Below are 23,107 nucleotides of genomic sequence, written 5' to 3'. Positions count from 1 at the left end.
ACCTGCCCAAAAGCCTCGTCTTCTGCCTAAAAGCCCCCTAATGACGCGGTTTTCGGCTTGACTGAGAACCGACAGCCGCTAGTGTCATATTAGGGAACGGCAACAAGCCAAAACCGAACATAGTCCATTTGAGGAGACCCCCATGACCAAGTCCGAGCTCATCAAGGCCGTCGCCAAGCAGGCCTCGCTCACTGAGGCCCAAACCAACGAAGCCGTCAAGGCTCTCACCGACGTCATCACCGCCGCTCTAGCCGAGGGCGAGAAGGTGCAGCTTCCCGGTCTGTTCACCGCCGAGGCTGTTGAGCGTCCCGCTCGCAATGGCCGCAACCCCCGCACTGGCGAGTCCATGACCATCCCGGCTCACAAGGCCGTCAAGATCTCGGCTTCCAGCACCCTCAAGAAGGCCGTCGCTGACTGAGCGACAGTTCAGGGGCGTTGACCCAAACGCTTGGGGTCCGGTGCTACGAAGCACCGGACCCCAGTTTTTCGTGATTGTGCTCGCGCCAGCCGGTCACCTCTCGCAGATGACGGTCACTTTCGATTTATGACAGTCATTCAGTCATTCTTCGTTCATGACTTGGGACAGCCGCGCAGCCCGTTCGTCAATGAAGACCTCCTCCAGCCACATCGGGGAACCATCCGGATGGCTGAGAGGAACCCGCCAGTTCGGGTATTCATTCGCCGTACCCGGCAAGTTTTGGGTGCGACGATCTCCCACCGCGTCAGTCAGGGTGGCGCTGAGCACCTTTGACGGGGGGCAAGCGAGCATGCGGTGCATCGCTAACACGATGTCCTCCTCGCAGGGGCTATCCCCCACCAGGACGCCCCACTCGCGCAAGATGGCGATCCAGGTGGCAGTCTGACGGGCAGCCTTACCGCGCTCGTGGTCGAGAGATTCGGTGAGCAGCCCCAGTTCATTGCGGACTTCGACGTGATCACCAGCCAGATACCCAGTAGTGGGTGGCAAATCGTGAGTGGTGACCGAACTCATGGCGTACTCGCGCCACTGTTCAGGAGCCAGCGGATTGCCATCCTCCCCGTTCTCGAACCACAGTACCGAAGTGCCCATGATGCCGCGCTCACGCAAGTAGGCGCGCACCCATGGCTCTACCGTTCCAAGGTCCTCGCCCACAACGAGAGCACCCGCCCGGTAAGCTTCCAGCGCCACAATGCCGACCATGGCCTCGTGGTCGTAGCGGACGTAGGTGCCCATGCGCGGACCGAGACCGGCGGGAACCCACCACAGCCGGAACAAGCCAAGAATGTGGTCGATGCGGATACCCCCAGCGTGGCGCAAAGCAGCCCGTACCATGTCGCGGAAAGGCTGATATGCCAAATCGGCGAGAATCGGAGGCTGCCCCCACTCCTGTCCAGCCTGGTTGAAAGCGTCAGGAGGCGACCCGACGGAAACGCCGTCAGCAAAGAGTTCCCCGAGCATCAACGCATCTGCCCCGGCACCGGAAACGCCCACGGCCATATCGCAAACGAGCCCCAAAGACATCCCGGCGTCGCGACCGGCAGATTGGGCTGCCGAAAGCTGCTGGTCAGCGATCCACTGCAACCACATGAAAAAGTCGACGCGTTCCTCGTAGGCTCGCACGAACTCTGAAACGGCACGGCTACTGGGCGCTGGTACTCCTCGGGCCAGGTGTGCCAGTCGTTGCCGTAGACCTCCGTCAGCACACACCATGTCGCAAAATCGACGAGCCGAGTACCGCACAGCCTGCGGAATGCCTGATAGGACAATTCCCTCGATCCCTCCAGGCCAAGGGCATGAACGGCTTCTAACACTGGCAGCTTGGCGTTCCAGGAACGATCTCAATCGATGGCCTCGATATCGGCCGCTGCCTGGGCACGAGCCGACCGCGCCTCGGAACGCTCATAGGCGTCAAGATCGGCGAACTCCGGGATGATCTCGGGGCGCACATACAACAGGTTAAGGAAGAGGCGGCTGCAAGGCAAATACGGAGAGGGCTCAATCGGGGAGACAACCTGGCTGGCATGCAGCGGATTCACGAGCACGTAGCCGGCGCCCTGGGTGGCCGCCCAGGTAGACAGGTCTGCCAGATCGGCAAAGTCACCCATGCCCCAAGATGCACGGGAGCGAGTTGAATACAACTGCACGGCATGGCCCCAGACTCGAGACGAGCCCATCGAACGGGGAAGACCGAGCCAATTCGGGGACACAACAAGCGTGGCGGTTGCGCGATGGTCCGTGGTCGTCGCAACAATAGTGTGATAGCCCAACGACAGGTCACCGGGGATACCGAAGGTGGCCTCGCCGATCCAACGATCGTCCACCTGGCGATCAGGGTTCTAATTGTCGACCTGCCAACACTCGCGGCGTTGACCGTCCTCGCAGACGACGTGAACCTTCACCTGCTCCCCTGCGTTGACGTGGACGTCAACGCGACCCTCCTGGCCCTCGCGTAAGACGACGATTCCGGGCAGCATCCGACGCCACCCACGCCCGGTTAGCTACCTTGTGGCACGCGCGCTCGGCACGTTCCGGGGTTGAGGCGTCGATTCCCAAACCGTCAAGGACAGCGATGACAGTCACCTCCCCGACCTCGATGTACTGGCCCTTCCAGTCGTGATAATCACGAGCGATGCCGAAATAATCAGCCAGGGTCGCCAGGTGGGGATTCGTCAAGGACATGACGGCCTTTCGCTGCCCCAATCGCCGGAGCAGAAGTCGGGATCGGCAGATTACGCCAAGACGACAAATCGCCTCGGCACAATCGAAATTTACTCGACGTCAGACTCGCGGACCGGGCGAACCACCTGGGTGCCTGCCACTGCGTCGTGAATGGTTTGACGAGAACGCTGCCACAACGGCATGAGGTAGCTAAAGGGTGTCAGCAGCACGATGACTTGATTGCCCATCTCGACGCAGGCCCACGCGGCGGCGCGTATGAGAGCACGCCACCACACCAGGCGGCGATGCTCCTTGCCCTTGTTGACGGCGACGACTCGTAGCCCGCATACCAATTGGCCGACCGAACCCGCGCAAGCTGCCAACATAATGAATTGGTAAATCGCCTGCGAAATGATCACCGCACCGACGAGATTCGACAGGTCGTTGACGAATCCGGCTTCCATCAGGGCTCGCGTCGTAATGACGTCAGAAGGGCTAGCCCCAGCGCTGACCGCACGCATCGACTCGGCAAGGAACCTCTGGTAACTGTCGACGATGCTCGCGACCTTCTCGTGCATCGTCAGACCGACGACGACCCACACCAGGGTGGCGTCGATGATGGTGGACAAGGCTCGCCACCACCAGCCTGCCAGGGGAATTCCGTCAGCCGTCGATCCCCACCGGCTCTGCGACGTACTCTTCGATATATCGGCAGTGCCGCGACGCGAAACAGCTGCGCTAGGTCGTGGCGATGACGGAACCCGTGATACGGGCGCGAGTGTCTCGGGCACATGGTTCGCGCCATGCCGCGGCTGAGGGTCCGGCTGATTGCGCAGGTTCCGAGTCCAACGCTCGCCGTCCCAATACCGCTCCTGATCGCTTCCAGCAGGGTCGGGGTACCAGCCCATGGGGGGTGGAGTCGCATTTGTCACCGGTCTATTGTTCCACGAAGCCCCAACGATGCCAGCCACGTCCGCTGCCAGCAGGACCAGGGGCTGTCCGTGGCAACGCGGGATCGGCCACGTAGACTGGTGGACTATGAGCACACAGGTGGCACCAGGTTCCAACACAGCGGTCGAAGAAAAAACTCGTCCATCCTTCGATGACGGTGACGCCGAGCGTTTCTCGCACTACGTCCCCAAGGCGAAGCTCACCGACGCGATGGTCAACGGGACCCCCGTCGTCGCCCTGTGCGGAAAGGTATGGGTGCCCTCCCGCAATCCCGAGAAATTCCCTGTCTGCCCAGAGTGCAAAGAAATCTTCGAGTCGATGAACCGGTAGGCACACTCCTAGGTTCAGCCCGTGGCCAGCCACGACAGGGCCAGCTCGTACCCTTTCAATCCCAGCCCGGCGATCGTCCCGGTGACGTGCGCGGACACCACGCTGCGATGACGGAACTCCTCCCGGGTAGCGATATTGGTGATATGCACCTCGATGCAGGGTGCCTCTAACTGAGCGAGGGCATCTGCAATAGCAATGTTGTAGTGGCTCCAGGCCGCCGGATTAATGACGACCGGGGTACGGTCATCGGCGGCCTGGTGGATCCACCCAATCATCCGCTCCTCAGAGTCGGTCTGGCGCACCTCAACGTCCAGCCCCAGTTCACGACCGTATTCGACCAACCGGGCCGCCAGATCGTTATGGGTGGCCGTCCCATAAATCTGTGGCTCGCGTCGACCAAGCCGACCCAAATTCGGGCCGTTAAGGACCAGTACCTGTTCGCTCACGGCTGATCCTCCGATCTTTCCTCCCCATCAGTGATGCGATTGTCCCCATAACGGATATCGGGCTCAAGGAAGAGTGGACCAACTAGCGGCTCAGCGGCCCGCACTGACACCTCGGCGTTATCGATAATGCGTGCGACCTCAAGGGCGGAATCCGTCGGATCAACAGCGATCTTGGCAGCCAACAGGATCGTCTCAGGGCCCAAATGAACCGTCTTCATGTAGATCACCGAGTCAACGCCATCAGAATTCACCAAGGCATCGTGGATGGCCTTACGCGACTCTGGGGTTGCCGACTCCCCCTCCAAGAGGGATTTCATCTCGCGCGAGAGCACTCCGGCAACGACGACCAGCAAGATACCAATACAGGCCGAGCCGATGCCGTCAAAGATTGGGTTATGAGTGAGCAGGGTTAGGCCCACACCCACGAAAGCAAAAATCAGACCGAGAACGGCAGCAGAATCCTCCAGCATGACGACCGGCAGCTCCGGGGCCTTAGCCTTCCGGATGTATTGCAAGATCGTCATGCCTTCGCGGTCCTGGGTACTCTCCTTGAGGGCAATGCGCAGGCTAGCTCCCTCCGCGCAGATAGAGATCACGAGGACTGCCAGCGGCACCCACCACCACTGGGAATCGAGGAGCTCGTCGGGATGACCAACAAGTGTCGACTCGATCTTGCCGTAGGCCTCGTACAGGGCAAACAAACCACCGAGGGTGAAGATGACAATGGCGACAACGAAACCAGACAGGTACCGCGCCGTCTCGTAGCCGAAGGGGTGGTCCTCGTCCGCTTCCTGGTGGGACTTCTTACCACCCATTATGAGAATGACCTGGTTAGCGGTATCAGCCACCGAGTGGATGGCCTCTGCCAGCATCGACGAAGCCCCAGTGAGTGCCCATGCAATCGCCTTTGTCACCGCGATCGCGAGGTTGGCGAAGACAGCTGCAATGATCGCCTTGCGGCCACCCTGCTGTGCATCGGCTGGTTCCTTAACCTCGTCCGACCGCTGGACTGCATGTGCCTGGCTCATGTCATCTCCTCCAGACGATCCAGCCCGAGGGCCAAGTAGACGGCGGCGAAACTCCCCTGGAGCAGCAAGGCGACGTAACGGTCCATCGACGAGGACCGCTCATCAATGCCGAGCGGCAACGTAACGCTGCGCACCGTCACGTCATGGCTGGCACACAGGTGCTCTAGCTCGCGGTGGACAGCGGCATGCTCGGTCTCGGCATCATCCATGACGACAAGGACAGGGCGACGCGTCTCGCCGTCAAGATCGGGATCGGCAAAAGGATCCCGTCTAGGAGCAGATTCAATGATGGGACGCAGTGATGCTGAGTCGGCAGACAAGGCGATGCGACCCGTGGCTCGCCTCATCCACTGTGCGAGGCGTCGCGACGCCCGCGCTGCAAGCACCGACCCTCCCCACAAGAGGGGCTCCGCATCGGCTAACGCACACGCGAGGTCCTTAGCCTCATTGACGGCGAGGTTTCGGTGCGGTGAAGCCGACTCGGCCACCATATCCGCAACCCGAGCAACCTGTCCGGGGTCGACGACCGGCCCAAGACCCAAGTCACTCAGCACTGACAACGCCGCGACGGCGGCCGACATGGCACCCCCGGAGGCCATCAGGATGCGAGCAGTGCCGTGACTACCGGCAGCTTGCCAGGACTCGGTTTTCTCAGGGGCAGTTACGATGATGGCGCTGCCTCGACGTCGGGCCTCAGCCACCTGGGCCGCACAACATCCATCAGTATCGAGGGCGACGACAAGATCAAGGGGTCCGACCCACGCTGGCAGCCGCAGGAAAGGCCAGGCGACGAGCGGGACGGGACATATCGGCTCAAGGACAGACCGCACCAACCGGGCTTCGGGGCCGACAACGAGAACTCCTCTGGGCTGTCCCCACTCACCGACCGTTCGACGTACGTTGTCAAGATCAGCAGAGTCGCGACGGATGCGCGTGCCGGTGCTGGCCAAGTGACGCAACACCTCCTCGGCGAGTGGATTAAGAGGCGCGTCGAGGCGTGAGTCGTCGAAGGTCACTGCGGCCTCGTCTCATGACGATGAGTGGGCTCAAAAGCCTCAGTGTCCTCAGTATTGACCGCCTGGCAAGATTCTCGCTTACGTGCCGCGTCGAGGCGAAGATCGGGAACGCCGTCGCGCACAAGGAAAGCCAGCCCACATGATGGAGAAGAGCACACCAATTCCCCACTGTCGAAATCGAGGGCAAACCGGGAGTGACACGCCGGGCAAGCTGCCACCTCGAGGAACGCCGGAGACAGGTCGAGTGCCTCAAGGGCCAGCGGTAAATCAGGCATGACCGTCATCCTAGTGGCTTGGGGCGTCACGGCTGGCGTCCGTAATGACGGATAAATGGCCACGCCGGCCTAAGACGTGTACCGAGGCGGGGTCAGGCTCAGGTACGGCCTCGTCCGCGAGCATTCCCACCTCTCGTACCGCTGCCGCGAGTGCCATCAGGTCATCGGCTGGCGGGTCTGGAGTTGGATTGTCGATACCGGGCAGGCGGATGACTTCCCATCCCATCGGCGCCGAGAGCGTTTCGGCGTGTTCGGCGCACATGTCGTAGGCGCCGGGTTCACGGCTAGGCCCCAAAGGCCCGAGAACTGCAGTGCGCTCGGCATAGACGTAGGTCAGCGTCGCGACCGCTGGCCGGGAACATCCGGGGCGAATGCACTCTCTCACCCAGGGCACGGTACGCCACACACTGGTACTCACACAGTTGCCACGCGGACGCCACAAAGACACATGTTCCTGCGGTACACCGCAGAACCGCTCTTGATCGCACTCTGTTGCCAACCGCAATACAGTGGCGGCATGTCCAAGCGTCGTAACCGTCATGGCCGTGGCCAGCGTGGGCCAGTTGTCTTGCCTCGCTCCTACGGCGGACGCATCGACCGCATTGACCCCACCCACGCCGAATTCTTCACAGCCTGTCTGGCGCAGGCTGTTCAGCAAGTACAGATGTCATGGATGTCATGCCCAGGAATCCTCGATAACGTCGTCGTTGGGGCCGAAGACGTCCCGACCATGCCGGACTGGACGGAAGGGCGGGTACCGCTATCCTCTGCCGTCGATAGGAGCGACCAATCCCCCGCCAAGGTTGTTATCTATCGACGACCCCTCGAGTTGCGGACAGCCAGCAGGCGCGGGTTAGCCATCCTTGTTCATCGCACCCTGGTCGAACAGCTCTCAGCACTGACTGGCACCCCGGTAGAAACAATCGATCCCAGCATCGACGACTAAAACCGTCACCGCAGTTGAGGATCAACGTCAGCGCTGCGACCGTTCGTCGTAGTCGTCGCGACCTCCAATGGAAGGACAGCCAAACCGCTGGCAGATACTACCCCGCCAATAAGCGGAGCCGACCCAACAATGTGCAGGTGGCCAGCTGCTGGGACCTTCCCCGACCAGGTGGACCCAGCTGGAACCGTGCCCTCGATCACCGTCTTCTTCCCGCTAGTGCCTGTCAACTCGCCAGAAAAGGTGGCAGCCTCCCGTCCCGGGTTGGACAGTTCAAGGGTTCCAGCCGCCCCTACGGTTTGCTCCAGCACCTTGCTCGACCCTCCCGGGCTGACCATGGCGTAATCGGTGGTGCCAGGCTTGCCCTGAGCAAACAACCTGGCAATAACCGGGTCATCGGCAGACAAACGTAGCCCGACGCCTTCCCCTGCTAAGGCCTTCGACAGGTCCACCTGGATGGTGGATCGGGGATCGATATCGATCTCGTCGGCTCCGTCAGGGGTAAAGGACCCACGTCCGGCCAGCGCCGTCACTGACACACTCAACCGTTTTGTGCCGGGATTCGAAATGATGAGGGTTGCAGTCGATACCTTGGCGGGGACGGCTGGCAAAAAGAGGGTCTTAGCTGCTGGAGCCATCGCGATCGTCTCGCGGCCCTTATCGGCCCAGGTACGGGCGCCAACGACAACTCGTCCTTCGCGGGCGTTAACAAGGGCGGTCACCGGGGTAGTGTCGTTGTCCCATACCGACATCGGCAGCACCTTGGTCTGTCCCGGGGACACACGAATCCCTCGCATCCCGGCGGTGTCAATTTCTCCCTTTGAACCCAACATCGTGACGTCGACGGTGGCTGCCCGGGTGTCCGGGTTAACCACCACCAGGTCGGAGGTCGAAGGGTTCGTGACGCTGACTACTCCTCCCGTAGCCGCACCCACGCACGGCACCCACGTCGTCATGCCCGCTTCTGAAGATAGCGCCGAGCCAGAGGGCCGACGTTGCCCGGCTGTAGACCGGATATAACCCGCTGAGGTGTCGATCTTTGTGACTACCGGCACTGCGGTATCAAAGAGCTCTTCGATCGAGGTGCCAACTTGTAACTTTCCCGCCAAGGACCCCGCGGCAAGGCTGGCCTTCCCCTGGGAGGGAGGGCAGACGAGGGTGCGTCCCGAGGAGATGAGTTGGGCCTTCGGGGCAGAGCGCTGGGTATAAGGAATCGCTGAGGTGGCCAGGGAGATCGCGACCGCCGCGACGGCCAAGGCTAGTGCCCATACCGGACCCTTCCAGTGGTGCCCGGCCTTCTTATCGGACTTCGCCTCGGGTGTCGCATCGTGGTCGTCGGATTCAGGGCCCTGAGTCATGGCGCGGGCAACATGAACCGGCTGCTGGTCGCTGACATCATCGGAATCGACCGCGCGACGCGCTGGGATTGCGCTATCGCCGACGGGTCGAATCTCGGGAATCTCCTTGGGCTCCTCGTCATCTGCGAGGGCGCGGCGGGGGCGATCGCTCATGACTCCTCCTGACGACGGCGAGGCTTACGGTCAAGCACGGATCGGCGGGGAGCAGCGGTGCGGTTGTGCGGAGCGGCCTGAGGTCCGGCCAGCATCATCAAAAGGAGGAGGGCAACCAGTTCAATGGCACAGGCCCATCCCTGGGTCGGCATCGACCATGTCAGATCACCGCGGGCCGAGCCAACTTGGTAGGACTCCCCGATTCCGTGGCGCGACACCGGACTCAGTCGCGTGCCCCCTACCTCGATCTTCCACCGATCATCACGGGGCTCAAGGATTGTCACGGTTCCTGATTTAGACACCTTCTTGGCCACAGGAACTTGATCGCCACCACGGCTTCTAAACAGAGCCCGCGAGGGAGATCCATCGACGGTCCACACCGTCGTGGTGGAATCCGTATTCACGGCAGACAAACCTGCAGCATTACCCACCTGGGACACGACGTCGGCACCCGCACCACGAAGCCACAGATGACCGATTCCCAGACCGGACAGGCGATCAGCCAGATCGTCTGGGACAGCTCCGGTCGCCACGGCAAGGGCAAGGTCCGCAGCCGAATCAGCGATGCGGCTGTCCGCAGAGATTTCTGGACGCTCCCCGCTGCCCCAGCTCGGGTTATCGAAGTCAACGAGGTTCCACTGGGCGCCGTCACCATGCACATTCACCATGAGGGTGCGGGTGTGGCGAGCAGAGCTCTCGACTGCTGTGACATAGGCCGGGCGCATGGCATCAGTTGTGGACATCGGGCCACGAGCGCCCCCCACAAGCCACCAGACGCCGCTGGCAGCCACAGACACCGTTAACACCCATGGCAACCATCGGTTGCCCACCCCAACAAGCAGCTCGCCCAGTGTCGGGGATGCGTCGTCGGGCAGATGGTCCGCCTCGGCACGCTTCAACATGGCCGACTGGCGGGCAGCTGCGACAAGGATCAGGAGCACTCCGACGCCCACCAACTGCCACGGTTCGATAGCGGGATGCACCTGCGCATTCCAGACGGTGACTAAGGTGCGCGACGCCACACCAGCGAGAACCAGGCACAGCAGGTAGACGATGATGAGGGCCAGCACGCGGCCACGACGATGACCAGTCAAAGACCCGATGGACGCGGAGCGATCGATGACGAGGCGCCAGATCGCCCACAGCGCAGCAATCCACAACGGGACCATCGCTATCACGGTGAACGCGGTCGGAGCAGTCCCAGGAACAATCGCGCGACCCACCAATAGCCACAGCCCGGCACGGGTTTCAACAGCCGGGCTAAGCAGGGGCTCTGCCCCGGTCGCCATGCGGCCAGGATCGGCCACGAGCCGAGGAATCCACGGGAAGATGACCAGCAGCGGCCCCAGTACAACAATGGCACCGAGCAGCAGACGCCGAGGGCGGCCCAAAAGGACGCCGATGGCCACCACAACCGGGTATACCCACAAAGCCGGAACAAGACTAATAGCCAGGGCTGACCAGAGAGCCAGACCACCCGCCGAGGAGACTCCCCCGCCCTGGCGGTTGCCAATACTGGCACCATGCAACTCGGCAACGTCTACGGTGTCGGGATTGACCAACCGCCAGGTGTGCAGGGCCATATGAGGAAGGATCACCCCGAGTGCCAGCGCTGTCACCGAGCCTCGGGCCAGGCCACCAGTGAGGACAGGCAGCAAGCCCCAGAAGGTCGCGAGCAATACCGTCGTCGCACCAAGGCCGAGTACCCGACGAAACAGTCGATGTGCCGACATCGCCGCGAGCAACGGAGCCGCGACGAGCAGAATCCGGACCAGAACTTCCGGCTTTCCAATCGTCAACACTGAGCCGAAAGCTGGCCACGCCAGCCACAGTGCGTTTCCCCCAGACATGCCGGGAACAGCGGTCAACCAGCGATGCCATGCTCCAGCCAGCCCGTCTGGCGCTGGCGCGAGCCAGGTCGAGGTCGCTTTGCCTGACCCGTAAAGACCGCGGCAGGCAATGAGCCCGAACACCACCATGAGGCTGACCATCACGGTGTGCGGGTTAACGACAGAATGGTGGTCACGGACGGTGAAGTCGTCGCCAGTGAGATCATCGATCGTCGTCCCATCCTCATGGCGCCACGGGTGGATCCGGTCAGACAAGTCCCCGGCGTAACGGTCGACTGCCCGAGCCCAGACACTGCGTCGGCTTGGAATGAGACGGTTGGTGTTCTCGAGATCATCAGGATCGCATTGCGCATGGAAATCTTGCAGGCGCCTCGACATCTCGCGTGCAACCGAGCGTGACCGCCACAGCTGCCACCCGGCCCGCCACTCGTCGGCAGCACGCGCGGGGGCCTTGCCCACCATGAGGACGAGAAAACGCCACACGCTAACCAACAAGAGGGCCAGACTCGTGCGAGTGGGGTGACCGGTCCGGGCTGCAACCATTCGCATCCCTGCGAGACGGTCGGTGACGTCCGGACGGGGGGCTATATGCGACTCTCGCTGCCACCCTCGACCCGCTTGGCGGTGATGAATGGTGCAGCTCGGCGCAGTGCGGACGACCAGACCCGCCTCATTGGCGCGCCAGCCGAAGTCCACGCCGTCACGGAAAAGGGGAAGTGCTGGGTCGAAACCACTAAGGCGGCGCCACACGTCCAACCGGATGAACATGCCAGCCGTCGAGCCGCCCAGGATCGGGCCCGGATCAGCCTGTTTCTGGTCAATATCTCCGCGGTCGACGACCGGCAGAACACGAGTACCGCCGGTGCTGACACTTTGCCCCTGCTCATCAATGAACTCCGGGTAATTATGCCGAGCCGGTTTGAGCAATGTGGGGTACAAGACGTCAGGGTGAGGCTTGCGCGAAGCCTCCCGCAACATGCAAGTCAACGAATCACGACGCACCTCGACGTCGTCGTGCAGGATCCAGATATGGGTGACATCGTCAGGGAGTCGGTCGATCGCCAGGCTAATGCCATCACCGGGGGGGGTATCCGCGCTAGCCGTCACGCACTCTTCCAGCAACCCCTCGCCCACAGCTTCCAGGAGCAACTCGGAGGAACCATCCGTAGAGCCAAGATCGACGGCAATCTGTACTTCGGCGCGCTCACCACTACGTCGCAATGCGTTGAGGGTCCGCGGCAACCAACCCGCCGCTTGATGCACGAGAAGGATAGCCGCGACCTGGTCGGCCGTGATGTCAGGGTCTGCTGGTTTACGTCGCTCGTGAGCCCACGCCCAATCCTCCGGATCAGCGCGCACCGACGAGATGACAGGAATAGTCCAGTCAGTCAGTCCCTCCGCGGTGCGGGGAGCACCACCGCGGTCAGACTGGCGGCCCACGTCGGGCCCGGTCTCCGCAGAGTACGTCTCGTCACTCACCTAGCAGGCCACCTGTTCGTCGACGTCATGGAGCACGGGATGCACGCCACGTCTGCGATCATCGCATGCCGCATCATGCAGACAGATATCCCGGACAGACAGGGCATTCTACCGGGTTCTAATTCTACCGGGTCCTGCCGAAATAACCGCGGCCCGACACCAGGTCACGCCCGCTTGCGCAGTCGGCGCCTCTCCATCTCAGACAGTCCACCCCAGATTCCGAACCTCTCGTCATTCTCGAGGGCGTACTCCAAACACTCCTGGCGGACCTCACAGGACTCACAGATGCGCTTGGCCTCACGAGTGGACCCACCCTTTTCAGGGAAGAACGCCTCCGGATCGGTCTGGGCACATAATGCCTTGTCATGCCACTCCGGCTCATCGTCACCGCCTCCGGCAAGCAAGGTCAAAATCTCGTCCATGGGGGAAGCTCCTCGAGATCAGACGCGGCGGGTTCCGCGCCGATGCACAAACTACACGCGTGAGATTCACCGCGCGACTTTTTCTCGCAAAAACCCCGTAACGAGCGGCGTGTCGCGCCGCCAAATGTGATCGATTTATGGCCTCAGAGTGGACCGCACTCAAGCCAACCACAACTATGTCTGGTCACCCGTCGTCTCATGTGAGTCACTTCCCGACGCGTCATTGCTTGATGCCTCCGCCCTCCAGCTGCGGCCAGCGTCGTCCTGATCCCATGACGACGCCCCGACACCACTCGCAGCGTCCCCAGCCCTCGTCCACACCGCACCAACCCCCTCAGGCCAGCTGAATGCGTCGTCGCGAACCGGAACCTCAGAATCACCGGCGGAGACGAGTTGGCCAGCGGAGTCATCCTGCGCAACCTTCGGTTCTTCCCCGGGATCTTCGCCATCCTTAGCCGAGACGGCCTCGGGCCTCGTCAACACCAATAAGACCCAGGCAATGAGGACCTTGATCGCAATCGCCAAAAGATCCCCAAATAGCTCCAAGACAGCCCCAAATGTCCCACCGGGTCCATGGATTGGTGACAGCAAAGCGAGAACGAGGTCAAATCCAGCTGCCGTGGCGATAACAAGGGCAGATATCTTGCCGAGCAATTCAGCACGCGGCGTCGCCGGACGGATAAACCTGCACACCAAAACTGTCGCCAGCAGCAACAGAATCATGCCGATTCCCAGTGAGCTCCCAGACAAGCTCCGAGCCATACCGAAGAGCCCACTGTGATCGTGAGCCAGCATCATGACCACGCGCACAACAAAGGAAATGAGGAACCCAACACTGACGACAATGACTGTCCACGCGAGGGGTTCGCGAATTTCTCGGGCGTTCCTCACGCGTATCGCCCTCCTGCCCGGGTAGCAACCTCGGCTACCACATCCTTGACCTGCTGCGATTGAGATAACGGCACCACTAGGGTGGCACGATCGGTACTCACGACGGCCATGTCGTGCAAGCCTGCAACGACCAGGACGGCGTCAGAACGGTCGTTGATCAGCAGGTTTCTGGCTGAGTCAACTGATACCGTTAGTCCAGTCACATTGTTGCCCTTCCCATCGTCAGGTAGGTGCGGGGCCAGCGCCTCGTAAGAACCGACGTCGTACCACTGGATCTCCAACGGAATCGCTGCAACATGAACACCACATCCACCATGGGATGCCGGTTCCATGACCGCGATATCGACCGAGACCTTTTCCATAAGCGGGTAAACCTCAGCCAATCGGGACGGATCAGCGACCAACTTATCAACCTGCCGACGGGTCTGTGGTTTGAGTTGAGACAAGCAGTCCAACAAGGTCGCAGCTCGCCACACGAACATGCCGGAATTCCACCAATACTCGCCGGAATCTAGGTACTGGCGGGCCACCTCGATGCTGGGTTTCTCGACGAATTCGAGTACCTGGTAGGCACGCGGGTCCAGCCCCAGCGAATCACCTCGATGGAGGTAACCGAATCCGGTATTGGGCTCGGTGGGGACAACACCGAAAGTCACTAAAGCGGTGGGGTCAGCGTTGGCGAGGTTAAAACCGTGCTGCAAGGCCGCCCGGAAATCGTCGACAGGACGAATGACGTGGTCAGCAGTGACGACGGCCATGACGCCCTCGGGGTCACGGTCAGCGATGATGCCAGCCGACCACGCCACGGCATTGAGGGAGTCACGCCCCACCGGCTCGCCCAGAATGTTCTCAACGGGAACCTCCGGCAATAGCTTGGCGACGGCGTCGGCATACGAGGCGCCCGTGCATACCAAGATGTTGGCATCGGGCACCAACCCAGCAACCCGCTCATAAGCCATCCGAAGCAGGCTGACCCCGTTAATAAGTTCCAATAACTGCTTAGGCTCCCCCTGGCGAGACAACGGCCATAGGCGAGTACCGGATCCTCCGGCCAGGATGAGGACGTGTTGCATGTCGACAGAGTATCCATCCCCGACGACGTAACCGCGATAGACCCACCACAGCGTCTCATCCTTCACAATGGGTACCATGGTAACCCTTGCTCGACCGACCCCAACCCGCAGCCCTGACCCTCTAACCGGCCTATGGCGGCGCAGTCAGAACGCAGGAGCACTGCCACTACTGACGTGGTACCACGGCACAGACCGCGGTGAACTGTCAGCACGCACCCTGCTGACGTGGGTCACAAAATCGGTTCACCTACTCGATACCGAGGAAGTCGAGCCCGGTGATGTCGCCCGTCTTTCAGTATGTGATACCCGCCCCGGCCACTGGACAAGTTGCGTATGGCTTCTGGCCTCGTGGTGGGCCGGACTCCAAGTAGATCTGACTGGACAAAACGAGGCAGCAGTAGAGGTCATTGGCCCCGACGCCAACCCCGTCAACTCCCCCGATATCCTCATCCAGTGCAGTCTGGCACCCCTCGCTACCGCCTGCAGGACCCTGCTGCCAGGGGCCATCGACAATGCCGAGGTTCTCGCCGGCCCTGACAACTTTATTGCAGCGCGTCCTGCCGCTGCCGACGCTGTATGGCTCACGGGGCGCCAGAAATGGACCGGGGAACAGCTCTTCGGCCTGGTGCCACTGAGCCAGCCAGTTTTGCTCTCCCCTGACCGAATTCGTTTCGGTGGCGGCGAGCTCGTGGCCACGACCCTTACCAGTTGCCTCCTGGGTGGTGGGTCGTTAGTCCTCGTCGAGTCCGCCGACGATCTGACTACCATCGCAGCCCAGGAGGACGCTACCGAGGTATGAGGTCAGTCGTGTGAGCGATCGCCCAAACCGACGAGAAATCCAGCCCCCCAGCTCATGTGCATGATCGCCAATACGATAGGCAGACGGGCCCGGACCTCGGGATCCAACTCACGTTTCATGGCGGCTGACCCGACTCCGATGATGCTGGCATAGCCCAGGGGGGCTGCCCAGCCGACCAGCGGCCAGCGCTTCAGCGTTTTTCCCTTGGCCGCCTGAACGGCCCCAACGAGACCAAAGACGGTTCCCACCGTGATTCCCGTGACGGCGATAGGAGCAGCCAAATACCGCAGACTCACCGAATCGCGATGGCGACGCATGACCTCGCGACGCCACTGGCCTGTACGGAAAAACTGCCTCGCCAGGGCCTTGACGGTAGAGCGAGGCCGGTATGTCACTCGGAGATTAGGGCTAAACCACACTTCGCGTCCAGACTGACGCAACCGGTAGTTGAGCTCCCAATCCTGAGCCCGGTCGAACTCCGGGCTGAAACCACCGGCGGCCACAAGATCCGCCTTGCGGAAGACGCCAAGAAATACCGTTTCAACCGGGCCCTCCGGCGCATTTCCCTGGTGGAAAGCGCTGCTACCCAAACCCAACTTAGAGGTATAAGCCGTCGCCACAGCTCGCTCGAAGGGAGTACGCCCCTTCGCGTCCATAATCCCGCCGACATTAGCCGCGCCAGTACGCTCCAGCAGTTCAACGGCGGTTGCGATGTACTCCGGGCCAAGCTCACCATGAGCATCGACGCGCACGATGATGTCGTACTGAGATACGGCCACACCAAGGTTCAGGGCCTTGGGAGTGGTGCCGTCCGGATTGTCAATCACCCGAATGCGCTCATCTCGGGTGGTCAAACCTTGAGCTATTTCGGCGGTACGATCAGTGCTCGGCGCAATAGCGAGGATGATCTCCATCGGACCCGGATAGCCCTGGTTAAGAACCCCGGCAACCGATTCTTCGAGATACCGCTCCTCGTTCCTGACCGGTATGACAACACTGACCGGGGGCGCGAGGTATGACGACATGCACGCTATTGTGCCAGGTCTGAACAGCCTGTGAATCCTGCGGTCCACAGGACTCGCCCTATCATCATCGCAGATCTGGGCGGACCTGCGACTACGGTAGAGCTCATGTCTTATCGAGGCACTGGGCGCGGTCCCCGCGACGAGCGATCTCGTCAGTCCGATCTGGACTGGCTATACGAGGTTGACGAAAATGACGCCACCCGTATCGATCCGGTGAACCCATCGCGCCGCGCATCCGTGAGTGGGACCGGTCGTCCACGGGCCGACGGGCGTCCCCAGGCACGTCACCATAGATCTCGCGTCTCCTCCCAGCCGCCCTCACAACCGTGGCCCTCCCGGCGTCCTACTGCCGATCTGTACCGATCCGGTAGCCAACGACGCCCACGACGTCAGGCCCCACAGCGGCGGCAGGACGTGAGCCGCCCCCTTCGCCGGCGTCGGCACCCCTTCAGGGTCCTCATGGTGTTGTTATTGGCATGGCTGGTGTGGCTCGTCGCGGTGCCGTCATATGCCCTGAGCCATACCGGAACGGTTGACGCCACCCCGGACGGGCCGCGAGGCGCAGACCATCCGGGCACCCTCGTGTTACTGGTCGGCACCGATGAGCGGCAGAACCTCACGACCAGGCAACAAAAGCAGTTCGGCACCGGCACCGAAGCCGGTCTACGCACCGACACCATGCTGCTGCTTTACATGCCACCCGAAGGCATGAATGTCCTGATCTCCTTGCCGCGTGACACGTTCCTGCGCATTCCCGGACATGGTCACAACAAGCTCAATGCCGCCTACTCGATTGGCGGAGCAAAGTTGCTCGTTCAGACGATTGAGAAGGCCACTGATCTGCGCATTAACGGTTACGTCGAGATCGGATTCGGCGGGTTCGTCCAGATGGTCGACGCGGTCGGCGGGGTCCAAGTAACCCTCGACAAGCCGATGGTCGATAAGGACTCTCACACAAACCTTCCCGCCGGCACTCAGGACCTCGATGGGGTCCAGGCCCTCGGGTACGTGCGTATGCGTAAAGCCGACGCGCAGGGAGACCTAGGCCGCGTCAAGAGGCAGCAGAAGGTAGCCTCCCAGGTGGCTAAGAAGGCCCTCAGCCCGTGGACCTTCATCAACCCGGTGCGCTATTGGAAAGTAAATATGGCCGCCTCGGGAGCGGTAACGCTCGGCAGCGACACCTCGACCTTCACTGCCCTCAAGACGGCCCGGGGGCTCATGAAGGTCTCCGGAAACGACGGAATCAAGATGACCGTTCCGGTCTCGACGGCCTCGGCGTACACGTCAGCCGGATCGTCGGTGCTCTGGAACACCAAGAAGGCCGCTCAGCTGTGGGACGAACTGCGCAACGGCGACACCTCAAAGGTGACCGAACTGTCCTGATTCTTATCTCTATGCAGCCCTCTGGCTGGAAAGCCCACGGCAACCTCAGCGCCCCCAAGATGACGGGTCCGCCGCACTACTCGACCGCCCTTGAGGCTGGGGTCGCCGTCCTCACATCGGTTATAGTCGGGCGCTGCCAGCATCTGCGCTTTGCGAGCACGACGTACACGCTTTCATCATGGCGTTCTATTCATCACAGCGTTCTATGGTTAGTGCCATGGTTGCCAATGCCGACACCGCGTACGGCCTCGACAATGCCCTGACGAACCTCATCCCCTGGCACGGTCCGATAGCTCCCCAAGCTCATCTGCACACCGACGCCCCCACCCTCGACCTGTCTGGAATCTGGCGGTTTCAATTGGTCGACTCACCCTGCGACACACCAACCGGTTTCACCGATCCCCAGTTCGACGACAACGAATTCGTCGACCTCACCGTGCCGTCCTGCTGGCAGATGGTCGACCCAGCCGGAGACGCGCCCTTTGGCCGCCCGGCTTACCTCAACGTCAACTACCCCATCCCGATTCCCGCCTCAGACGAGGACGTCGTCGTTCCCGATGAGAACCCCACCGGGTGTTACCGCCACACCTTCGAAGTTGGAAAGGACTTCACCGACGCCGAGCGAGTGCTGCTGCGCTTCGAGGGAGTCGATTCCTTTGCCCGTGTCTGGCTCAACGGGACCGAATTGGGATGGACTAAGGGCTCGCGTCTGACCAGCGAATTCGACGTCACCGCGCAGTTGCACCCTGGCCGCAATGTGCTCGCTGCGGCCGTCAGCCAATGGTCCGACGGCACCTTCCTCGAAGACCAAGACATGTGGCGAATGTCAGGCATCTTCCGCGAAGTCACCCTCCTGGCTAGGCCTCATGGCGGCATTGACGACCTTTTCGTCCACGCCGCTTGGGAGGGTGACGCCAAACTCCTCATTGACGGACCAGACGGCGCGACTGTGACCATTCCCGAACTCGCCGTCACCACCACCTGCAATACCGAGGTGACGATTCCCGATGTGCAGCCGTGGACCGCCGAAACTCCCAGGCTCTACGACGCCACTGTCTCCACCGATACCGAGACCGTCACTGTGAAGATCGGATTCCGGACCGTCGCCATTGACGGGGACATCATCACCGTCAACGGGGGAAAAATCGTCTTCCGCGGGGTCAACCGCCACGAATGGCATCCGCGCACTGGGCGAACCCTCGACGAGGAGACGATGCGCGCTGACCTCGAGCTCATGAAGCGCCACGGTGTCAATGCCATTCGCACCTCGCATTACCCACCGAACGCTCGTTTCCTTGATCTGTGCGATGAATACGGCATGTGGGTGATCCTTGAGAACGACCTGGAGACCCACGGTTTTGAATGCAGCGGCTGGGACGGCAACCCGACCGACGACGACCGTTGTTACGACTGCCTACTCAACCGCATCCAGCGCACTGTTGAACGCGACAAGAATCATCCCGCCATCATCGGTTGGTCGATGGGCAATGAGTCCCACTGTGGTGAAGGTATTCGCCTCATGAACGAGTGGGTCAAGGATCGTGACCCGTCCCGTTTCACCCACTATGAGGGGGGGACGACGCCCACACCATCTGCGATGTGTGGACGGTCATGTATCCGTCCATGGAGTGGGTCGAAGCCGTGCGTGACCGCACCGTCATGCCCGGGGCTGAGCCTGCTCCACAGACCGGACGCGAGCTCGAGCTGCCGTTCCTCATGTGCGAGTTCGCCCACGCGATGGGCAACGGTCCCGGGGAGCTCGCCGACTACGAGGAGCGCTGTTTCGACCCGCACTTCCACCGCGACCGCATGCATGGCGGATTCATCTGGGAGTGGATCGATCACGGCATCGAAGCTGGACGTGGCTATGCCTACGGGGGCGATTTTGGCGAGGCCCTACACGATTCAAACTTCGTCTGTGATGGGCTCGTCACGCCCGATCGCGCGCCCTCCCCAGGACTGCGGGAATTTACAGCGACAATGGGAGCGGTACGCATCGAGGTCGACAGCAAGCAGCTGAGCGGTGGTACCGGCATCGATGTCATTAATCGACGTGATTTCGCAGATCTATCCGACCTGGAATTCAGGTGGCAGCTCCTTGACGACGGTGAGTGTGTCCAGGCGGGAGTCTTAGAAGTCGGTGCCCTGGCGGCCCACCGCGCCTGGACTGGGAGCGTGCCTCTTCCTGACGAGATCTCCGATCGGATGGTTGTCGTCGTAGAGGCAAGGTTGCTTGAGAACACTCTCTGGGCTCCGGCCGGTCACGTTGTAGCCCGGACATCGGCTCTGCTGGCTCCCAAACCACGCCTGCGCCCCACCTTCCGGCGTCATCACAGCCGCGCCGCGACGATCATGGTTGGGGTCTCGGGCCGGCACACTTCGACCACCGTGGTCGCCTCGTGACATGGGGTAGGGTCGGCCTGGTCGCTCCTGTCCTTGACCTCTTCCGTGCCCCCATCGACAACGACCGGGCTAGCTCACTGGCCCGCACCAATATTGGTGACGTGGCGCTCGCGGCTGGTCTCGACCGGCTCGTCCACACCACGATGTCGGTACGTGACGAAGGTGACGACCTGGTCGTCGTTACTCGTAGCGCTGCTGCCGCCACCAGCAATTCCATGACAACGACGTGGAGTTGGCGCGCAGTTCAAACCGACGATGGCTCCGAAGGGGTCCATCTTGACCTCCACGTCGATCCACACGGACACTGGCCGGCCATGCTCGGGCGTATTGGCGTGACGATGGGCCTACCCGCAGAGTGGACCCACGTCTCGTGGTTCGGACTCGGGCCGGCCGAGAATTACCCCGATTCTCAGCACGCCGCCATCTGGGGACGATGGAATGGGGAGGTAGCTGACCTGCAAACCCCTTATGTCATGCCCCAGGAGAACGGTCTTCGTCAGGGAATCCACGAATTGACGATCAGCGGTTCGAGCGGCGGTCTGCGGCTCACTGCGGACGGCAACTGGCCAGCTTTCGCGGCCCGACCGTGGACGTCACAGGCCTTGATGAATGCCGCCCACACCTGGGAGTTGGAGCCGGACGGGCACACCTGGCTTACCTTGGATGCCGTCTCGGCGCCGCTTGGATCGACGTCCTGCGGCCCGATGCCGATCATGTCTCATCGGCTGTACGCCCAGCCGGTTGGCCTGTCACTAACCCTGTCCTTAGTCTAACGGACGGGTCGTCGATGGCCCAGGATCACCGGTCTTGGGCCATCTCAGCAAGACATTCTCGACAACCGCTCAGGGACGGGAGTGGCGGCGTACGTTCTCGCCCTTACCCGCAGCCGCATCGCGCAAATCGGACTGATACTTGACCATGGCCTTGCACAGTTCGGGGGAGGATGCGGCAAGAATCCGCACCGCTAGCAGACCGGCGTTTTTCGCATTACCGACGCCGACCGTCGCCACCGGAACACCACCTGGCATCTGGACGATGGACAGCAGGGAATCCATACCGTCAAGGTGGGCTAGCGGCACGGGGACTCCGATAACCGGCAGCGGGGTCAGTGCAGCGACCATACCCGGCAAATGGGCAGCGCCACCGGCACCGGCGATGATCACCTTGATACCGCGCTCGTGCGCGCCTCGACCAAACTCGACCATGTCCTCAGGCATGCGGTGGGCCGACACGACGTCAGCCTCAAACCCCACATTGAAATCGGTGAGCATCTGCGCTGCGGCCTCCATCGTCGGCCAGTCAGAGTCCGAGCCCATGATGATCGACACCTGGGGGCCGCTGGCGTCGCCTGCTAGTCGACGTGCCGCCACGGCCGCTGTTTCGACCTTCTTGCCTCGGCGCGGCTTACGGCTGTTGGCGGTGGTCTCAGGCATCGTATTCTCCCATGAGGTAGGCGGCGGCATGGCGGGCCCGGCGACGAGTCGTCTCAACGTCATTACCAAGACAGGTGACGTGACCGACCTTGCGTCCGGGCCGGACGGACTTCCCGTACAGTTCGACGCGAAGTTCTGGGTCACGAGCGAAGCAATGTTGCAAAGCCCCGGTCAGGTCCTCTTCGGACCCACCGAGAACATTGGCCATGACGACGACGGGGGCGGTCAAGGCCGGTGAGCCGAGCGGCAGGTTAAGCACGGCTCGCATGTGGTTTTCAAACTGGCTTGTCTCAGTCCCGTCGATCGTCCAATGGGCAGTGTTGTGGGGGCGGGTCGCCAGCTCATTAACAACGACGGATCCGTCCTCGCGTTCCATCAACTCGACTGCCAGCACTCCGACGACGTCGAGGCGTCCAGCGATGTCGAGCGCCATGGTCTGGAGTTCAACTTGGCGGTCCGAGGACAGGTCAGGGGCTGGGCTGATGGTCTCGGCACATACTCCGTGACGCTGAATGGTTTCGGTAACCGGGTATGCGGCTCCTTGGCCCGACGGGGAGCGCACGACGACCGCGGAGAGTTCGCGTCGGAAATCAACGAATTCTTCGGCGAGAATGCGAATCGGCTGCTTGCCGTCGGCCAGACCCCCCGCGGCGTCGAAAGGCTCGCCAACACCATCGGGGCCGTCGATCTTGAATACTCCTTTGCCGTCATATCCGCCGCGGGACGTTTTCGCAATGGCGGGCCAGCCGTGGCCATTACCGAAAGAGACAAGGTCATCGGGGGTGTCGCACACCTTCCACGCGGGGTTCGGGAAACCCTCGCGCGCCATAAATTCGCGCATGACAACCTTGTCCTGGGCGTGGACCATGGCAGCCGACCCTGGGCGGACGGCGTAGCCGGCCTGTTCCATTTCCTCAACGAGGACGGTTGGTACGTGTTCGTGATCGAAGGTCACGACGTCGCACCCGGCAGCGAAGTTCATGACGGCGTCGTGGTCGAGGTGGGAGCCAACGACGACGTCAGACATCACCTGGGCCGCAGACTCGTCAGGGTCAGAAGCCAGCAGGCGGGTGCGTACCCCCAATCCGATCGCAGCCTGATGCATCATGCGGGCTAGCTGCCCGCCGCCAATGATTCCGATGGTGTAGGACGTCACGACGTTCATCGTAATGGTCACCGAACACCCGACGCCCACCGTGAGGGGCGGGACT

At 61.8% G+C, this 23,107-nt stretch carries 21 protein-coding genes and 2 pseudogenes; 8 read left to right on the top strand and 15 right to left on the bottom strand.

The window, feature by feature from the left end:
- Positions 1-88: 88 nt before the first annotated feature.
- Entirely contained in the window at positions 89-418 is a 330-nt protein-coding gene (locus F1563_RS11335) for an HU family DNA-binding protein (protein ID WP_227431948.1), read from the top strand.
- 141 nt (positions 419-559) lie between these two features.
- Here the strand turns inward: F1563_RS11335 and malQ are convergent.
- Positions 560-2,659 (bottom strand): annotated as a pseudogene (malQ, locus tag F1563_RS14410) (4-alpha-glucanotransferase).
- A gap of 89 nt (positions 2,660-2,748) precedes the next feature.
- Positions 2,749-3,570, bottom strand: a complete 822-nt coding sequence (locus F1563_RS11310; RefSeq protein WP_081414905.1) for an RDD family protein — start codon at positions 3,568-3,570, stop codon at positions 2,749-2,751.
- A 106-nt stretch (positions 3,571-3,676) separates the two neighbouring features.
- On the opposite strand from F1563_RS11310, the gene F1563_RS11305 reads away from it, so the two are divergent.
- Positions 3,677-3,919, top strand: coding sequence for a DUF3039 domain-containing protein (locus F1563_RS11305; RefSeq protein ID WP_007433997.1), 243 nt, complete (start codon positions 3,677-3,679; stop codon positions 3,917-3,919).
- Between the two features lie 14 nt (positions 3,920-3,933).
- Here F1563_RS11305 and aroQ read toward each other — a convergent pair whose 3' ends face one another.
- The 5 genes from aroQ to F1563_RS11280 are packed head-to-tail and all read right to left on the bottom strand — an operon-like array spanning position 3,934 to position 7,078.
- Complete coding sequence (gene aroQ / locus F1563_RS11300; RefSeq protein ID WP_002528566.1) at positions 3,934-4,365, bottom strand: type II 3-dehydroquinate dehydratase; 432 nt, start codon at positions 4,363-4,365, stop codon at positions 3,934-3,936.
- A complete protein-coding gene (locus F1563_RS11295; RefSeq protein WP_002528567.1) occupies positions 4,362-5,393 on the bottom strand; it encodes a cation diffusion facilitator family transporter in 1,032 nt (343 codons plus the stop codon). The genes aroQ and F1563_RS11295 overlap by 4 nt, the downstream gene beginning before the upstream one ends.
- Positions 5,390-6,409 (bottom strand): SIS domain-containing protein, encoded by a 1,020-nt coding sequence (locus tag F1563_RS11290; RefSeq protein ID WP_007433998.1) that lies wholly within the window; start codon positions 6,407-6,409, stop codon positions 5,390-5,392. The genes F1563_RS11295 and F1563_RS11290 overlap by 4 nt, the downstream gene beginning before the upstream one ends.
- On the bottom strand, positions 6,406-6,684 hold the full coding sequence (locus F1563_RS11285) for a Trm112 family protein (RefSeq protein ID WP_007433999.1): 279 nt from the start codon (positions 6,682-6,684) through the stop codon (positions 6,406-6,408). The genes F1563_RS11290 and F1563_RS11285 overlap by 4 nt, the downstream gene beginning before the upstream one ends.
- A 10-nt stretch (positions 6,685-6,694) precedes the next feature.
- On the bottom strand, positions 6,695-7,078 hold the full coding sequence (locus F1563_RS11280; RefSeq protein WP_227431949.1) for a DUF3499 domain-containing protein: 384 nt from the start codon (positions 7,076-7,078) through the stop codon (positions 6,695-6,697).
- Positions 7,079-7,201: 123 nt separating this feature from the next.
- Here F1563_RS11280 and F1563_RS11275 point away from each other — a divergent pair, with 123 nt between their 5' ends.
- Positions 7,202-7,630: a metallopeptidase family protein gene (locus F1563_RS11275; RefSeq protein WP_007434001.1), complete on the top strand. Its 429-nt coding sequence runs from the start codon at positions 7,202-7,204 to the stop codon at positions 7,628-7,630.
- Positions 7,631-7,635: 5 nt separating this feature from the next.
- Here F1563_RS11275 and F1563_RS11270 read toward each other — a convergent pair whose 3' ends face one another.
- The 5 genes from F1563_RS11270 to F1563_RS11250 form a co-directional block, all read right to left on the bottom strand.
- Positions 7,636-9,138 carry a DUF5719 family protein gene (locus tag F1563_RS11270; protein WP_002528573.1) on the bottom strand — a complete coding sequence of 501 codons (1,503 nt, stop codon included), beginning with the start codon at positions 9,136-9,138 and terminating at the stop codon, positions 7,636-7,638.
- Complete coding sequence (locus F1563_RS11265; protein ID WP_002528574.1) at positions 9,135-12,467, bottom strand: glycosyltransferase family 2 protein; 3,333 nt, start codon at positions 12,465-12,467, stop codon at positions 9,135-9,137. Before F1563_RS11265 ends, F1563_RS11270 begins: the two co-directional genes overlap by 4 nt.
- Before the next feature lie 164 nt (positions 12,468-12,631).
- Positions 12,632-12,889: a WhiB family transcriptional regulator gene (locus F1563_RS11260; RefSeq protein ID WP_002528575.1), complete on the bottom strand. Its 258-nt coding sequence runs from the start codon at positions 12,887-12,889 to the stop codon at positions 12,632-12,634.
- Positions 12,890-13,063: 174 nt separating this feature from the next.
- Entirely contained in the window at positions 13,064-13,780 is a 717-nt protein-coding gene (locus tag F1563_RS11255) for a hypothetical protein (RefSeq protein ID WP_002528577.1), read from the bottom strand.
- Entirely contained in the window at positions 13,777-14,853 is a 1,077-nt protein-coding gene (locus F1563_RS11250) for a mannose-1-phosphate guanylyltransferase (protein ID WP_036958449.1), read from the bottom strand. Before F1563_RS11250 ends, F1563_RS11255 begins: the two co-directional genes overlap by 4 nt.
- 76 nt (positions 14,854-14,929) lie before the next feature.
- On the opposite strand from F1563_RS11250, the gene F1563_RS11245 reads away from it, so the two are divergent.
- On the top strand, positions 14,930-15,652 hold the full coding sequence (locus F1563_RS11245) for a TIGR03089 family protein (RefSeq protein WP_002528579.1): 723 nt from the start codon (positions 14,930-14,932) through the stop codon (positions 15,650-15,652).
- A gap of 2 nt (positions 15,653-15,654) precedes the next feature.
- Here F1563_RS11245 and F1563_RS11240 read toward each other — a convergent pair whose 3' ends face one another.
- Positions 15,655-16,677, bottom strand: a complete 1,023-nt coding sequence (locus tag F1563_RS11240; protein WP_002528580.1) for a glycosyltransferase family 2 protein — start codon at positions 16,675-16,677, stop codon at positions 15,655-15,657.
- A gap of 105 nt (positions 16,678-16,782) precedes the next feature.
- On the opposite strand from F1563_RS11240, the gene F1563_RS11230 reads away from it, so the two are divergent.
- The 4 genes and pseudogenes from F1563_RS11230 to F1563_RS14925 all read left to right on the top strand — a co-directional run bounded on the left by F1563_RS11230 (position 16,783) and on the right by F1563_RS14925 (position 21,236).
- A complete protein-coding gene (locus F1563_RS11230; protein WP_443090029.1) occupies positions 16,783-18,060 on the top strand; it encodes an LCP family protein in 1,278 nt (425 codons plus the stop codon).
- Between the two features lie 178 nt (positions 18,061-18,238).
- Positions 18,239-19,992: pseudogene (locus tag F1563_RS14935) on the top strand (glycoside hydrolase family 2 TIM barrel-domain containing protein); the annotation flags it as partial.
- Between the two features lie 48 nt (positions 19,993-20,040).
- Complete coding sequence (locus F1563_RS14930) at positions 20,041-20,463, top strand: DUF4981 domain-containing protein (RefSeq protein ID WP_002528583.1); 423 nt, start codon at positions 20,041-20,043, stop codon at positions 20,461-20,463.
- The gene (locus tag F1563_RS14925; RefSeq protein WP_002528584.1) at positions 20,460-21,236 is read left to right on the top strand and encodes a beta-galactosidase small subunit; all 777 of its coding nucleotides are present in this window, start codon (positions 20,460-20,462) and stop codon (positions 21,234-21,236) included. Before F1563_RS14930 ends, F1563_RS14925 begins: the two co-directional genes overlap by 4 nt.
- A 69-nt stretch (positions 21,237-21,305) precedes the next feature.
- Here F1563_RS14925 and purE read toward each other — a convergent pair whose 3' ends face one another.
- Both purE and F1563_RS11215 read right to left on the bottom strand, forming a co-directional pair.
- A complete protein-coding gene (purE, locus tag F1563_RS11220; RefSeq protein ID WP_002528585.1) occupies positions 21,306-21,896 on the bottom strand; it encodes a 5-(carboxyamino)imidazole ribonucleotide mutase in 591 nt (196 codons plus the stop codon).
- Positions 21,889-23,061, bottom strand: a complete 1,173-nt coding sequence (locus F1563_RS11215; RefSeq protein WP_002528586.1) for a 5-(carboxyamino)imidazole ribonucleotide synthase — start codon at positions 23,059-23,061, stop codon at positions 21,889-21,891. The genes purE and F1563_RS11215 overlap by 8 nt, the downstream gene beginning before the upstream one ends.
- Positions 23,062-23,107 lie beyond the last annotated feature (46 nt).

Source organism: Cutibacterium modestum (assembly GCF_008326345.1).
Lineage (GTDB): Bacteria > Actinomycetota > Actinomycetes > Propionibacteriales > Propionibacteriaceae > Cutibacterium > Cutibacterium modestum.
This window is presented reverse-complemented; position numbering and strand designations above follow the sequence as displayed.

What these genes read in the sequence shown, in the direction of transcription:
- F1563_RS11305 (WP_007433997.1), top strand. Translation starts at nt 3,677, where the DNA reads ATGAGCACACAGGTGGCACCAGGTTCCAACACAGCGGTCGAAGAAAAA.
- F1563_RS11295 (WP_002528567.1), bottom strand. Translation starts at nt 5,393, where the DNA reads ATGAGCCAGGCACATGCAGTCCAGCGGTCGGACGAGGTTAAGGAACCA.
- F1563_RS11285 (WP_007433999.1), bottom strand. Translation starts at nt 6,684, where the DNA reads ATGCCTGATTTACCGCTGGCCCTTGAGGCACTCGACCTGTCTCCGGCG.
- F1563_RS11275 (WP_007434001.1), top strand. Translation starts at nt 7,202, where the DNA reads ATGTCCAAGCGTCGTAACCGTCATGGCCGTGGCCAGCGTGGGCCAGTT.
- F1563_RS11270 (WP_002528573.1), bottom strand. Translation starts at nt 9,138, where the DNA reads ATGAGCGATCGCCCCCGCCGCGCCCTCGCAGATGACGAGGAGCCCAAG.
- F1563_RS11260 (WP_002528575.1), bottom strand. Translation starts at nt 12,889, where the DNA reads ATGGACGAGATTTTGACCTTGCTTGCCGGAGGCGGTGACGATGAGCCG.
- F1563_RS11250 (WP_036958449.1), bottom strand. Translation starts at nt 14,853, where the DNA reads ATGCAACACGTCCTCATCCTGGCCGGAGGATCCGGTACTCGCCTATGG.
- F1563_RS11245 (WP_002528579.1), top strand. Translation starts at nt 14,930, where the DNA reads ATGGTAACCCTTGCTCGACCGACCCCAACCCGCAGCCCTGACCCTCTA.
- F1563_RS11240 (WP_002528580.1), bottom strand. Translation starts at nt 16,677, where the DNA reads ATGTCGTCATACCTCGCGCCCCCGGTCAGTGTTGTCATACCGGTCAGG.
- F1563_RS11230 (WP_443090029.1), top strand. Translation starts at nt 16,783, where the DNA reads ATGTCTTATCGAGGCACTGGGCGCGGTCCCCGCGACGAGCGATCTCGT.
- F1563_RS14930 (WP_002528583.1), top strand. Translation starts at nt 20,041, where the DNA reads ATGGGAGCGGTACGCATCGAGGTCGACAGCAAGCAGCTGAGCGGTGGT.
- purE (WP_002528585.1), bottom strand. Translation starts at nt 21,896, where the DNA reads ATGCCTGAGACCACCGCCAACAGCCGTAAGCCGCGCCGAGGCAAGAAG.
- F1563_RS11215 (WP_002528586.1), bottom strand. Translation starts at nt 23,061, where the DNA reads ATGAACGTCGTGACGTCCTACACCATCGGAATCATTGGCGGCGGGCAG.